Here is a 13,597-nt window from a genome sequence, read left to right as displayed (position 1 = left end):
GAATGAGCGCACAGAGGCTCGCCATCAAGATCGACGTCGATACCGATCGCGGCACGCGGGAAGGTGTGCCGGCGCTTCGCGACCTGCTGCAAAAGAAGGGCGTGCCCGCCACGTTCCTTTTCTCGCTCGGCCCCGACAATACGGGCCGGGCGATACGCCGGATTTTTCGTCCGGGCTTTTTCAGGAAGGTGAGCCGCACGAGCGTCGTTTCGGTCTATGGCCTGCGCACGCTGATGAATGGCGTGCTGCTGCCGGGGCCCGACATCGCCAGGCGCAATGCGGCCGTCATGCGTTCCGTCGCCGAGGCGGGCTTTGAAACCGGCATCCATTGCTGGGACCATGTTTTCTGGCAGGACAGACTTTTCGCGTTGAGCGAGGTGCGCGTGCTGGAGGAATTCGGCAAGGCGCGGCGGGCCTATGAGGAAGTTTTCGGCATGCCCGCAAGGACGGCGGGCGCCGCCGGCTGGCAGGCCAATGCGGCAAGCCTCGCCGCTTATGATGCGGCCGGGCTCGATTACGCGACCGATGTGCGCGGCGGCGCGCCCTTCTTCCCGGCGGTCGGCGCCCGAAGGTTCAAGACGCTGCAAATCCCGACGACGCTGCCCACACTCGACGAACTTATGGGCAGGCCGGAATATCCGCTCGCGAAACTTGCTGATATGCTGCTTGCGCGGCCGGAGCCTGGAAAGCTCGACGTCTTCACGATCCATGCCGAAATCGAGGGCATGAGCATGCTCGACTGGTTCGGACAGTTCATCGATCGCGCGAAGGAGCGGGGCGTCGCCTTCGTCTCGCTCGCCGACGAGGCGGCGGCGCTCAACGCCCGGCGCGACGCCGTGCCTGTCGCCAGTCTGGATCAGGGCGAGGTCGATGGCCGGTCCGGTACACTCGCCGTGCAGGGCGCGCGCATCGAGGAGCGGGCCGCATGACGAGATATCTTCCACTCATCTTCACAGGCGTCCTGCTCAATGCCGTGGCGCAGCTCGCGCTCAAGCAGGGCATGCGGCAGATTGGACATTTCGATTTCACGCCGGCGACGCTCTTCGCCATGAGCTGGCGGATCGGCACCAATGGCTATGTCGTGCTCGGCCTTGCCTGCTATGTCGTCAGCGTTGCGGTGTGGCTCCTCGCCCTGTCGCGCGTCGAGGTGAGCTTTGCCTATCCGATGCTCTCGGTCGGCTACATCGTTACCGCCGTCGCGGCGTTCTATTTTTTTGGAGAGGCGCTTACGCCGGTCCGTATCGCCGGAATTATCGTCATCATCTTCGGCGTATATCTGATTTCACGGACCTGAACCCGAGCCAGCGGATCTTCGACATGAGTGACGCCACGATCACCGAACCCGATGCGAAGACGCTTCAAAGCGCGCCTGAGATCAGCATCGTCATCCCGGTCTATAACGAGGCGCAGAACCTGCCTCTGCTGTTCGAGCGGCTTTGCGCTGTGGTCGACAGGATCGGGCGCCCCTGCGAGGTCGTCTTCACCGACGATGGCAGCAAGGACAATTCGCTTGAAATCCTGAAGGGCTTTGTCGCGAAGCGGCCGGACATCATTCGCGTCGTCGAGTTCGATCGCAATTACGGCCAGCACATGGCCGTCATGGCGGGGTTCGAGACGGCGCGTGGCGAGATCATCGTCACGCTCGACGCCGATCTGCAAAATCCGCCGGAGGAAATTCCGAAACTCATCGCCGAGATCGACGCAGGTCACGATGTCGTCGGCTCCTACCGGCGGAACAGGCAGGACAGCGTCTTCCGGACGCTTCCCTCACGCATCGTCAATCTCGTCCGCGAGCGCATCACCGGCATCAAGATGCGCGATCAGGGCTGCATGCTGCGTGCCTACAGGCGGAGCATCGTCCGCATCATCGTAGAGAGCGGGGAGACATCGACCTTCATTCCGGCGATGGCGCAATTCTATGCCGAGCGGCCGAGCGAGGTGGAAGTGGAGCATGCGGCGCGGCATGCGGGCGTTTCCAATTACAATCTCTACAAGCTCATCCGGCTCAATTTCGACCTGATGACGGGCTTCAGCCTCGTGCCGCTGCAGCTTTTCACCATGGTCGGAATGCTGGTGTCAGGCGCGAGCCTGCTCCTCGTCATCTACATGCTTCTGCGGCGTCTCTTCATCGGGCCGGAAGCGGAGGGCATCTTCACGCTCTTCACCATCCTCTTCTTCCTGCTCGGCGTGGTGATCACGGGGCTCGGCATTGTCGGCGAATATGTCGGCCGCATTTATCAGCAGATCAGGGCTCGTGCGCGCTTCCGCATCCGCGCCATTCATGAGAAGCGCTGACCGCAGTGTCCGACCGACCGGCAAAGCAGGGGATCGTCGTCTTCGCCTATAGCGAGGTGGGGCATGCCTGTCTCAAGGCGCTGCTCGATCGCGGCGAGAACATTCTCGCGCTCTTCACGCATGAAGATGCTGCGGACGAGCGGCTCTGGTTCCAGTCCTGCGCGCATCTCGCGCGCGAGCGCGGCGTGCCGGTCTATACGGCCGAACCGAAGGATGCGGATGTCGAGCGCACAATCCGCGATCTCGCGCCCGATCTCATCTTCTCCTTCTACTATCGCAAGATGATACCGGAGCGCGTTCTGTCGCTCGCGCGGCTCGGCGCCTACAACATGCATGGCTCGCTGCTGCCGCGATATCGCGGCCGGGCGCCGCTCAACTGGGCGATCATTCATGGCGAGAAGGAAACGGGCGTCACGCTTCACGTCATGGTCAAGGCCGCGGATGCGGGCGACATCATCGATCAGGAAAGCGTGCCGATAGGACCGGAGGAAACAGCCGGCGAGGTTGCGCAGCGCATTCCGGCGGCAGCCGTCAGCGTCATACTGCGCCAGATCGACAGGCTGAAGGCCGGGACCGCCGAACGCCATGTGCAGGACGTTTCGCGGGCGAGCTATTTCGGTATCAGGCGGCCGGAGGATGGCCGCATCGACTGGCGCCAGACATCGGCGCAGATCTTCAATCTCGTGCGCGCCGTTGCGCCGCCCTTTCCTGGTGCTTTCACGGAGGCGGGCGGACACAGGCTCATGGTCTGGAAGGCGCGCGTGACCGCGGGCTCAGGGCGGCCCGGCGAAGTCATTTCGCTTTCGCCGCTCGTCATTGCGACGGGCGAGGGCGCGGTAGAACTCGTGCATTTCGGCTATGAAGGAGAAAACGACACAGGCGCGAGCGCTTCCGCTCTCGCAAGCCTGCATGTCGGCGATCTATTGGGGGATGGGGTTTGAAGCTGGGTGAAATTCTCGACAGACGCGGCGTGATGGCGCTTCTCGCGCTTCTTTTCGTTGCGCTCTTCTTGTTCGATATCGGCGGGCGCACTCTTTCTTCGCCCGACGAAGGGCGCTATGTCGAAATTCCGCGCGAGATGGTCGAGAGCGGCGACTATGTGCTGCCGCGTCTCAACGGCATTCTTTATTTCGAGAAGCCGCCGCTCTTCTACTGGCTCGAAGCCTCCGCCATAAAGGTCTTCGGTATTTCCGAATGGTCGATGCGGCTCTGGCCGGCCCTGCTCGGTCTTTTCGGCTGCTGGATGACCTATGCTTTCGGCCGCCATTTCTATGGGCGGACAGCCGGTGTCATCTCGGCGGGCGTACTGGCGACGACGCTGCTTTATTACGCGCTGGCCCGCTTCATCATTCTCGACATGGCCGAGGCCGTGTTCATGACCGCCTCACTCTTCGCCTTTCTGCTCTCGGCGGAGGAGAAGGAGGAAAGACGCGCGCTCTGGTGGGCGCGGGCGGGCCACGCCGCAGCGGCGCTCGCCGTGCTGTCGAAAGGGCTCATCGGCGTCCTGCTGCCGGGGCTGGTCGGGCTCGTCTGGGTGGCGATGCTCGGGCGCTGGTCCTTCGTGCGGCGCGCCTTCTGCCCTTCGGGCATACTTATCTTCCTCGCCATCGCCACGCCCTGGCATGCGCTTGCGGCGATGAGGAACCAGGATTTCCTCTGGTTCTACTTCGTGCATGAGCATCTCCTGCGCTTCACCACCGATGTCCACAGGCGCGAGGGGCCGCCATGGTATTTCGTGGGCGTGCTGGCCGTCGGCTTCCTGCCATGGACCGGCTATCTCTGGAATGCAGTGAAGGAAGCCCTGCCCGCGAGCTGGGCGAGGCGGCATGAACGCCCTGTCGAGCTGTTCCTGATCCTCTGGGCGGGGATCATCTTCGTCTTCTTCTCGGTTTCGAGTTCGAAGCTGCCGCCCTATATCCTGCCGATCTTTCCGCCGCTGGCGCTTCTCACGGGACGCCTGCTGGCGCCGCGTCTCGAGGCGATGGAGAAGGACGATCTGCCGATAGGGCGCATTTTCTTCATCGGCATATTCGCGCTGCTCGCGATCGGCGTTCCCGTTGCCTATCTGACGCCGATCTTCGCTGAGAACGAGGATGTCGGGCCCTATCTCGGCATCGTCGCGCCCTTCGTCATTGCGATGGCGGCGATCTTCGCCGCGCTCGTCATCGCCGCGATCGTTCTTCCCCGCCGCTATGGCATAGGCGCGACAGTTGGCAGTGTGGCACTTGCGGGCCTTCTCGGCTGGACGGGCGTCAGCCTCGTCGCGTCGGCGGCCGATCCGAATTCGGTGAAGCCCGTCGCCGATGTCATCAACACCTATCGCAAGCCGGGTGAGATCGTCGCGAGCTACGGCACGCTGTTTTACGACCTGCCGCCCTATATCGACGACAAGGTGCTCGTTGTGGACAATACGGGCGAGTTCGTCTTCGGCATGTCACAGGAAGATGTGAGCCGCTACCTGACCGACTCGGCGCAATTCGCGAAGATGTGGAATGGCGAGCAGCGGATGTACATGGTGGCGCGCACCAGATACTTCCGGACATGGGAGGCGGAAGGACTCGCGCGGCGCATGTGCATCATCAAACGCACGAACAGGGCCGTTGCCGCCGCCAATTATCGCGTGCTCGATGCGGAGGGACGCTCGATCTGCGATCCCTGGTACGACCATGAGGGCGGATCGTCTCAAGGCACAGAAGGGCCGCGATCGTGAATGCGGGAAGCCGCACCGACTGGTTTCTGATACGCCATGCGCCGGTGCAGGGGCAGGAGGCGCGATATTACGGACAGCTCGATGTGGCGGCTGAGCCGGTAAACCCGGTCATCGCCGCAGGACTTTCCCGCCTGCTTCCGCCGGTCGCCGTCTGGATGTCGTCGCCGCTTTCACGCACGCGGTCGACGGCGCTGGCGCTGAAGCCCGGCGCCGATCCCATCGCGATACAGGATTTCACGGAACAGAATTTCGGCCTCTGGCAGGGGCGCGGCCACAACGAGGTCTATGCCGCGAACAAGGGATTCGACTGGAACAATCCGGCGAAGATCAGGCCGCCCGAAGGCGAAAGTTTCGCCGATCTCACCGCCCGCATCGCCAATGCCATGGAGCGGCTGACCGCGCATTATGCGGGCCATTCCATCGTCGCCGTCACCCATGCGGGCGTCATCCGCTCCGCGATCGGTTTCGCGCTCGGGCTCGATCCGGGGACGGCGCTTCGCATCGACATTGCTCCGCTCTCGCTCACGCGCCTCACCTGCCGCATCGTCAATGGCGAGCCGGTCTGGAGTCTCGGCTGCGTCAATTACGAAGTTGTCGTCTGAAGGTGCGTTCCTAACCCGCCTTGGCGGAAGCTGCATCGCCTCCGAGCGCGGCGAGCATGGCGCCGATGCGTTCTTCCAGGTGCTGAAGGGCGGTGGCCAGCCGAGCCGTGCGCTGGCCGGTCATGTCCTGGAACGAGGACGCCATGAAGATGCCGCGCGCATGCGTGTCGAGTTCGTCGCAAAGATCGCTATCCGCGCCCTGTCCGCGCAGCCGCTCGCCGATTTCCTGAACACGCTCCGCGGCGGCGAGAATGTCGCGGGTCGCCCGTTCCGCCGCCGAGGCGATGGCATCGAGATCGGTCGCTTCCTCATGGTGCGGGCCGCCATCACCGCGCGGTTTGATCGCGGCGAGATCGCTGCGGGTCTCCTCGATTGACTTCCGCATCTCTTCGAGATCGTGGCGGATGTAGCGCGTGGTGCCGCTTTCCCTGCTTTCGGTTGCGGCCTTGTAAAGCCTTTCGATGGCGTCGAGGAGTTCGGCGGTGTTGGCGGCGCGGTTGCGGCGCGCAAATTCGGCGAGGAACCAGCGCCCGCGCGCGCTCTCGCTCACGGCCTCGACGATGGCCTCATAGTCCGATTGGCTGCTGGCCGCGGGTTCGCTCATCTGATCTCCATCGAGCACAAGCCCCGCATGTGGTTTCGCGGTCGCGCTCAAGCCGGGATGGCGGACGAAGGGCGATTATCCGGATGATTGCTTACCTTTTGCTTATCATCGCCGCGTGGCCCCGGCCTTGCGGCGAGGGCCAAGGCGTGGCACCCATGGCGGCATGAAATCCGGCGCAAGGAAAGACCCATGACCGCCCGTCAACTGCCCATCGACATCGAAGCCGTGAAGGGGTTCATGGATGCGGAGGAAGGCTGGGCGCTTCACGATGCGGCGCTCGATGCTTCAAGACGCGGGCCGTGCCTCGAGATCGGTTCCTATTGCGGCAAGTCGACCGTCTATATCGGCGTCGCCTGCCAGAGGAACGGCGCGGTGCTTTATGCGCTCGATCATCATTACGGTTCCGAGGAAAACCAGAAGGGCTGGGAGCATCACGATGCCTCGCTCTACGATCCGGAGACGGACCGCCTCAACACATTTCCGCTCTTCCGCCGCACGCTGAGGCTCGCGCGTCTCGAGGATACGGTCGTGCCGGTCGTCGCGCCCTCGACGGTCGCCTCGAAGGGCTGGGCGACGCCGCTTGCCATGGTTTTCATTGATGGTGGGCATGGCATGGAGCCAGCGCTGGACGACTATCGCCATTGGGCGCCGCGCGTGATGCCGGGCGGCGTGCTGGCGATCCATGACGTCTTCCCGGACCCGAAGGATGGCGGCCGCCCGCCCTATGAGATCTACAAGATGGCGCTTGCGTCCAATCTCTTCGCCCAAGAGCGGGCGGTGAAGAGCCTGAGGTTACTCCGCCGCCTCGGATAGCGTGCGCTCGGCGAAGAGCCGGGAAGCAGGCGTGGTGCCCGTCACCGCATCGGTCGCGAGGATGACGGCCGCCGCCGTCCAGGCCGGTCTTTCGGCGGGCCAGGCGACGTTCTGGTCGAACTGAAAGCCCATCCAGTAGGCGCCGCATTCCGCGCGCCATTGATGCTGCCAGGACAGCAGTTCCTCGGCGCGCTTGCGCTCGCCTGCAACGAGAAGCGCCATGACGAGTTCGGCCGATTCCGCGACCGTCACCCAGGGCTGGTCGAGCACGCAGCGGCAGCCCTTGCCTTCCTCGACGAAGATGTCCCATTTCGCCGCGATGCGCTTGCGGGCCGCCTCGCCGGTGACGGCGCCGGAGAGCACCGGATAGTACCAGTCCATCGAATAGCGGTCCTTCGGCTCCCAGGTCCGGTCGAAGCGATGGGGCTTCTCGCGCAGCGCCTCGCCGAGCCGCACCCGCGCCGCGCTCCATTCGCGCGTCGGGTGGCCCAGTTCGCGCGCGATATGGATCGCACATTCGAGGCTCTTGTAGATCGATGAGCAGCCGGTCACGAGCGCGTCGTCTTCCGGCGTATGCGGATCATTGGCCGCCCAGCGCACATCGCCATGCGCGGTCTGATGCGCGACGACGAAGCCGATCGCCGCTTCCACATGAGGCCATATATCCACGAGCCACTGGCGGTCGCGCGTCACCAGATAGTGATGCCAGGCGCCGGTGGCGATATAGGCGGTGAAGTTCGTGTCGCGAATGGGCTTGCCCGCGCCTTCGTCGCCGCCCGTATACTGATGATCGTCATCGAAGGGAACGGCCGAGCCGAGCTGGCCCCACCATGAGCCGTCGGAGAGCTGCGTTTCGGAAAGATAGCGAAAGGCGCGCCGCGCATGTTCGATCTCGCCGATGACGGTGAGGCCCATCGCCGCCTCGGTGTGGTTCCAGGGGTCGATCACGCCGCCGTCGTACCAGGGGATCGCGCCATTGTCGCGCTGCAGGTCGAGAATGCGCGCGCGCGCGCCATCGAAGAAATCGTCGGGAATGGCGTCGCCGAGGGTGAGAAGTGTCATGCTCACGCCGTTCCCTTGGTGAAATAGAGGACGACGCTCTTGCCCATCAGCGGGCCGGCCACCTTCTCGAGCGTTCGCGTCAGCCACGGCCGCTCCAGAATGTCCCATTCGAGAAAGCGCTTGTAGAGATTGACGATCTTCACATCCTCGCGCTTCACGCCGAAGGCGCATTTGAGCCACCAATAGGGCGAGTGCAGGCCATGCGCGAAGTGCTTGTAGAAGTGCCTGAGTCCCTTTTCCTCGACCGCGCCCTTGAGTTCGCTTTCCTTGAAGATGCGGACATGGCCGCCGGGCTCATTGTGATAGTCGTCGCTGAGCGCCCAGCAGACCCATTCCGTCCAGAAGCGCGGAACGCTGATCGCGAGCGTGCCGCCGGGCTTCAGCACGCGCGCGATTTCGCTGACCGCCTGACGATAGTCAGGAATGTGCTCCAGAACTTCCGAGCAGATGATCTTGTCGAAGGTCGCATCGGCGAAGGGCAGTTGCAGCGCGTTGCCGACCGAAAGCGAATAGTGGTGCTTCTCGATCTCGTCCGGGTCCGTCCAGGCGGGAAAGAGGCCGGGCTTGCCCGGCGTCGCGTCCGAACCGCCGAAAGCCGCGACGAAGCCATCGCGCGTATGCTTCACATCCTCGAAGCCGAGATCGAGGCCGACGACGTGGCAGCGCGCATGGAAATACATGGCATGGACGTGACGGCCCCTGCCACAGCCCAAATCGAGCGCGCGCTCGCCGTCCTTAAGCCCGAGCGTGTTCAGATCGACGGTCTGCATCAGCTATGGTCTGCCTGTAGATTTCAGTGACTTCGCGCGCGGCGCGCTCCCATTTGAACTTCGCGAGAATACGCTCGCGTCCCGCCGCGCCGAGGCGCGCACGGGCTTCCGGATCATCGAGCAGGGCGCCGATCGCGGTTGCGAGCGCGGCCGGGTTCGAGTGCTGGACAACGATGCCCGCATCGCCGACGACCTCGGGCAGCGAGCCGCCATTGGTGGCGATGACGGGTGTGCCGCAGGACATCGCTTCGCCCGCCGGAAAGCCGAAGCCTTCATAGACGGAAGGCGAAATGACGATCGTCGCTTCGTTGTAGATCTCGGTGATCTGCTCGTCGGTGATGCCGCCGATGAACTCGACCTTGTCCATGATGCCGAGTTCGCGCAATTCGTCCGACGTGTTGCCTTCGCGCAGGCGGCCGATGACCCTGAGCTTCAGGTTGGGGCGCGTCTTCAGAAGCTCCGCATAGGCGCGGATGAGATAGATGAGGCCCTTCAGCGGCACGTCGGCGCTGGCGCAGGCGACGATGAGATCGTCGCGGCGCTTGATGTGCGGCATCGGCCTGAACTGGACGTGATCGATGCCGTGGAGCACGAGCCGGGTGCGCTCGGGCTTCACGCCGAATTCGCGCACGATGTCGCGGCGCGTGCTTTCGGAAACGACGATCAGCGGATCGAGCTCGCGCGCCACCTTCATCTGCATGTTGAGGAAGGAGTACCAGCGCCGCTTGAACAACCGCAGCTTCAGCGTCTTCGCATGCGCGATGTCGATGCGGCGATCCATGGTGATCGGGTGGTGGATCGTGCCGACGATCGGCAGGCCCATGTCCCGCAGTTTGAGCAGGCCCCAGCCGAGCGTCTGGTTGTCGTGGCAGACGTCATAGTCCGAGACGGTGCCGCGCACATAGCGCGCCATGCGCTCGCAGAAGGTATAGGGCTCGGAGAAGCCGCCGGTCGCATGGCTCCACCACTCATAGAGGTCGATCGGCCAGGCGAACATCCACGGCCGCAGCGAGCGGATCGGATGCGGGTTGGCGTAGAGGTCGAGCGAGGGGAGCTTGATGAGCTTCACGCGCGGATCGAGATCGGGATAGGGCGGCCCGGAAATCACGTCGATCTGGTGGCCCATATCCGCCAGCGCCTTGGCGATATGGCGCATATAGACGCCCTGGCCGCCGGTCGTGGGGTTGGAGCGATAGCTGGGCAGGAGGATACGCAAGGGGCGGTCGCCTTCTATGGCGGCCTGCTTCGCATGTGCATCCAGCGTTTTCGGGGCGTGAGCAATGTTCATCGGTTCATCGCCCGTCTCATCGCGCTCCAGCACTTGCGACATGCGTGGTATTCCTTGCTCTGGTCTGTGCCGATAGCGGCGCGGGGTGTGAAGGTGTCCCTCACATCTATCTCATGCTGCGCCGCGGTCAAAATGGTGGCGGATCATAACGGCTAAGGTCTTGTGCAACAAGCGCTTACACGATTGTAAATACTGATGACTGCCGAGAGTTAATGGCGGGCGTCAATTTCGCTTGCGTTCTGTCGGGCCTGCTCCGGCCGCCGGATTCCTCCTCGCCTCCCAAACTGAAGCTGCCCCCGATAGCCAGATCGGGGGCAGCCTGGATTGCATCGAAAAACCGGGGAGCGGGTTCAGCCGAAGCGCCGCTTCAGCCAGTCCACCATCAGCGCGTTCAGGGCGTCCGGCTGCTCCGATTGGGTCCAGTGGCCGCAATTCGCAATGACGTGCTTTTCGAGGTCGGGGACGTATTGCTCCATGCCATCCGCCATGGAGGGCCTGAGCACATAGTCGTCGGCGGCCGAGATCATCAGCCCCGGCACGTTGACCTTTTCAGCGACGCCTTCCGACTGGCGCCAGTTGCGCGAGAAATTGCGATACCAGTTGATGCCGCCCTCATAGCCCGACTTCTCGAAGGCGCGGACATAGGTGTCGAACTCCTCCTTCGTCAGAAGCTGCTCGCCGCCCCATGTGCTTTCGTCGGCCTGGAACGCCTTAAGGAAGGCGAGGTTCTTTTCGGAAGCGGGCCGCGCGTCGAATTCGGCGAGCGTCATGCTGCTCTTGCGGTACCAGAAGCGCATGGAGCGCGCGACATCGGCCCCGAGCAGCTTTTCCGCCTCGCCATATTTCTGGAAGAAGACGATGTACATGTCTTCGCCGAAGACCATCCGCATGCCTTCGATCGGATCGATAGGCCCGCGCGGAATGAAGGGCGTGTTGACGCCGATGACGCCCGCGACGCGGTCGGGATGCATCAGCGGCATCTGCCAGACGACGAAGCCGCCCCAGTCGTGACCGGCGAAGATCGCCTTTTTGAGGCCGAGCGCATCGAGCAGGCCGACGAGGTCGCCGGTCAGGTGCTTCATGTCATAGAGCGGGATCGCGTCGGGGCCCTTCGGGCCGCCGGTATTGCCATAGCCGCGCTGGTCGGGCGCGATGGCGCGGAAGCCGGCCTTTGCGAGCGCCGGGAGCTGGTGCCGCCAGGAATAGGCGATCTCGGGAAAACCGTGACAGAGAATGACGGGCACGCCGTCCTTCGGCCCCTCTTCATAGACGGCCATGTCGAGGCCGTTGGTCTTGACGTAATAGGGCTCCGGAAACGCCATCGATCTTCTCCCGTTTGGAATTTTCTCAAGTGTCGGCTTTAAGCCGCTCGAAATCCACCGTCGGCGAAAGGCCGAGCGATGTCAGCATGGCGCGGCGGCCGGGGCCGAGCGTCGGCGGATAGAAGGCCGCGTTGCGCTTGCGGCCACGGAACCAGACGCGCAGAACCTTCGCCATATTGCGCATGTCCTTCAGCCAGAGCGAGGGATGCTCGATCATGTGAAAGCCGCGCATGAAGGCGCGCATCAGCGTCACGTCCGAGCGCACGGCGGTCATCACGCCGTCTTCCATGAAGCTTGCGAGGAGTCTCGCCTTGAGGCTCGGCCTGTAGTCGGGATCGAGCGCGTTGCGGGCCGCGCGGATGGCGGCGGTGTCCTGCTGCACCATCGTATCGTAATAAGGCCGCAGGTTTTCCTCGACGCGGGCGTGGAAGGCGACCGCGCGTTCGGCGGGATCGGCGATCTCTTTCAGCACATCGCGCAGGAGATGCGCCTGCACGGCGGCGAAGGAGCAGCCGCGCCCATAAAGCGGATTGGTGCGGATGACGCCGTCGCCGAGCGGGAAGAAGTTGAGAGCGAGCGGCTTTCCGTCCTTCACCATGATACGCCACCGGCTTTGCAGTTCGCCCATGCCGAAGACGCGGCTCCTCGCCTCCGATGTTTCCGCCGATGTCCAGCGCGCGATGCCGGGGATCTGGGCGCAGATGTGGTCGAAGATCTCTGGGCGGACGATTGCGCGGCGAAGCTCCATTTCCGTTTCCGGCACGGCCAGCGTGATCGAGAAGCAGCGATTGTCGGCGGGGAAGAGGCCGTATTTGATGTAGCGCATGTCGGCGGCGCCGGGAAATTCGGTGCGTTCGGGTTCGGCGACGCCCTCGCGCAGACGGTAGTGCCGTGTGAAGTAGACGATGCCTGCAGGCGCCACCGTTTCCTCGATGGCGAGCCCGTGCTCCTTGAACCAGTCGACCATGAGGCTGTTCTTGCCCGAGCCATCAACGATGAGGTCGGCGCGTATCTCGCGCCTGCCTGTCGCATCGTCCTCGGCGATCACGCCCTTGACGGTGAGCGCGTCGCCGTTGCGCTCCGCCAGCAGGCCGCGCACGCGTGTCTCGTTGACGAAGCGAACTCCGGGCTGGCGGGCGACATAGCGGCGCATCACGAGTTCGAGCGTGGTGCGGCGGCTCGTCAGGATGGTGAGGTCCGCATCCTCGGCGATGGGCATGTAGTCCGGCAGGAGCTTCAGCGGCACCATGTTGCTGAAGGGGATCGCGACGCAACCTGCGTCCAGTAGGTCCTGCAAGAGATCGGGGTAGTTGTCGCGGATGAGCTTGTAGAGACGGGCGAGAAAGGCGTGGCTGTGGCGCAGGTGGCCGACGCCCTTGCGCTCCCACTTCTCGAAAGCCTCGTCCGCCGAGGTTTCCGGCGGGGGAGGGTCGCGGTCGAGGACTGTGACGTGCCGGCCCGGGCCGTTGAGAGCGAGCGCCGCTGAAAGCCCCGCAATGCCCGCGCCGATGATCAATACCTCTTCGCCCATGCTCACTCCCCTTCACACGCGCCTGGCTCGCCTCGGTCGTTTTAAAAACTAGACCGTGGTACAGCGAAGATAGGGAGGGGCGCCGGACCTGTCCAGACGGATCGACGCTTCGATCCGTCATTTTTTAGAGATGACTCATTTTTAAAAGAGGCTCAGGCGGGGGCACGAAGGCCCGCCACGAGGAGGCAGACCCAGCCGATCATGAAGGAGAGACCGCCGATAGGTGTCACGAGCACGAGGGCGCGGCTTCCGGTGAGCCCGAGCACATAAAGCGAGCCCGAAAAGAGGAGCGTGCCGATGATGAAGGCCGCGCCCGCCGCCGAGACGAGACTCGATGGTTCGCGCGAGGCGAGCCAGGCGACGGCGAGGAGCGCCAGCGCGTGATACATCTGATAGCGCGCGCCGACCTCGAAGGCGTTGAGCTGGTCGGCCGGCACCTTGTTGGCGAGGCCGTGCGCGCCGAATGCGCCAAGCGCGACGGCGATCAGTCCCGACAGCGCGCCGGCGGTGAGCCAGAGCTTCATGATCCCTTTTCCTTCCCGTGGGAGAGGCGGCGCACATGCTGCACCAGAACAATCCTGCAAGGAAGTGCGGGAGAGG

Annotated in this window: 14 protein-coding genes; 7 read left to right on the top strand and 7 right to left on the bottom strand. The window is 63.8% G+C overall.

Going from position 1 to position 13,597, the window contains the following annotated elements; genetic code table 11:
- Positions 1 to 2: 2 nt before the first annotated feature.
- The 6 genes from PKA57_RS04110 to PKA57_RS04085 are packed head-to-tail and all read left to right on the top strand — an operon-like array spanning position 3 to position 5,607.
- Positions 3 to 929 (top strand): polysaccharide deacetylase family protein, encoded by a 927-nt coding sequence (locus PKA57_RS04110; RefSeq protein WP_324297772.1) that lies wholly within the window; start codon positions 3 to 5, stop codon positions 927 to 929.
- The gene (locus PKA57_RS04105) at positions 926 to 1,294 is read left to right on the top strand and encodes an EamA family transporter (RefSeq protein ID WP_324297770.1); all 369 of its coding nucleotides are present in this window, start codon (positions 926 to 928) and stop codon (positions 1,292 to 1,294) included. The genes PKA57_RS04110 and PKA57_RS04105 overlap by 4 nt, the downstream gene beginning before the upstream one ends.
- 23 nt (positions 1,295 to 1,317) lie before the next feature.
- The gene (locus tag PKA57_RS04100) at positions 1,318 to 2,295 is read left to right on the top strand and encodes a glycosyltransferase (protein WP_324297768.1); all 978 of its coding nucleotides are present in this window, start codon (positions 1,318 to 1,320) and stop codon (positions 2,293 to 2,295) included.
- Positions 2,296 to 2,300: 5 nt separating this feature from the next.
- A complete protein-coding gene (locus PKA57_RS04095) occupies positions 2,301 to 3,236 on the top strand; it encodes a formyltransferase (protein WP_324297766.1) in 936 nt (311 codons plus the stop codon).
- The gene (locus PKA57_RS04090) at positions 3,233 to 5,005 is read left to right on the top strand and encodes a glycosyltransferase family 39 protein (protein ID WP_324297764.1); all 1,773 of its coding nucleotides are present in this window, start codon (positions 3,233 to 3,235) and stop codon (positions 5,003 to 5,005) included. The genes PKA57_RS04095 and PKA57_RS04090 overlap by 4 nt, the downstream gene beginning before the upstream one ends.
- On the top strand, positions 5,002 to 5,607 hold the full coding sequence (locus PKA57_RS04085) for a histidine phosphatase family protein (protein WP_324297762.1): 606 nt from the start codon (positions 5,002 to 5,004) through the stop codon (positions 5,605 to 5,607). Before PKA57_RS04090 ends, PKA57_RS04085 begins: the two co-directional genes overlap by 4 nt.
- Positions 5,608 to 5,617: 10 nt before the next feature.
- Here the strand turns inward: PKA57_RS04085 and PKA57_RS04080 are convergent, their stop codons facing one another.
- The gene (locus PKA57_RS04080; protein ID WP_324297760.1) at positions 5,618 to 6,211 is read right to left on the bottom strand and encodes a hypothetical protein; all 594 of its coding nucleotides are present in this window, start codon (positions 6,209 to 6,211) and stop codon (positions 5,618 to 5,620) included.
- Between the two features lie 189 nt (positions 6,212 to 6,400).
- Between PKA57_RS04080 and PKA57_RS04075 the strand changes: the two genes are divergently transcribed.
- On the top strand, positions 6,401 to 7,024 hold the full coding sequence (locus tag PKA57_RS04075; protein WP_324297758.1) for a class I SAM-dependent methyltransferase: 624 nt from the start codon (positions 6,401 to 6,403) through the stop codon (positions 7,022 to 7,024).
- Here the strand turns inward: PKA57_RS04075 and PKA57_RS04070 are convergent.
- The 6 genes from PKA57_RS04070 to PKA57_RS04045 all read right to left on the bottom strand — a co-directional run bounded on the left by PKA57_RS04070 (position 7,004) and on the right by PKA57_RS04045 (position 13,521).
- Positions 7,004 to 8,086 (bottom strand): prenyltransferase, encoded by a 1,083-nt coding sequence (locus PKA57_RS04070; RefSeq protein ID WP_324297756.1) that lies wholly within the window; start codon positions 8,084 to 8,086, stop codon positions 7,004 to 7,006. The two genes, PKA57_RS04075 and PKA57_RS04070, sit on opposite strands and share 21 nt — an antisense overlap.
- Positions 8,087 to 8,088: 2 nt before the next feature.
- Entirely contained in the window at positions 8,089 to 8,856 is a 768-nt protein-coding gene (locus tag PKA57_RS04065) for a class I SAM-dependent methyltransferase (protein WP_324297755.1), read from the bottom strand.
- Positions 8,822 to 10,186 carry a glycosyltransferase family 4 protein gene (locus PKA57_RS04060; protein WP_324297754.1) on the bottom strand — a complete coding sequence of 455 codons (1,365 nt, stop codon included), beginning with the start codon at positions 10,184 to 10,186 and terminating at the stop codon, positions 8,822 to 8,824. The genes PKA57_RS04065 and PKA57_RS04060 overlap by 35 nt, the downstream gene beginning before the upstream one ends.
- 308 nt (positions 10,187 to 10,494) lie before the next feature.
- A complete protein-coding gene (locus PKA57_RS04055; protein WP_324297752.1) occupies positions 10,495 to 11,466 on the bottom strand; it encodes an alpha/beta hydrolase in 972 nt (323 codons plus the stop codon).
- Positions 11,467 to 11,491: 25 nt separating this feature from the next.
- The gene (locus tag PKA57_RS04050; RefSeq protein ID WP_324297750.1) at positions 11,492 to 12,997 is read right to left on the bottom strand and encodes an FAD-dependent oxidoreductase; all 1,506 of its coding nucleotides are present in this window, start codon (positions 12,995 to 12,997) and stop codon (positions 11,492 to 11,494) included.
- 152 nt (positions 12,998 to 13,149) lie between these two features.
- Entirely contained in the window at positions 13,150 to 13,521 is a 372-nt protein-coding gene (locus tag PKA57_RS04045; protein ID WP_324297748.1) for a DUF423 domain-containing protein, read from the bottom strand.
- Positions 13,522 to 13,597 lie beyond the last annotated feature (76 nt).

It is taken from the genome of Parvibaculum sp., from assembly GCF_035325945.1.
Lineage (GTDB): Bacteria > Pseudomonadota > Alphaproteobacteria > Parvibaculales > Parvibaculaceae > Parvibaculum.
This window is presented reverse-complemented; position numbering and strand designations above follow the sequence as displayed.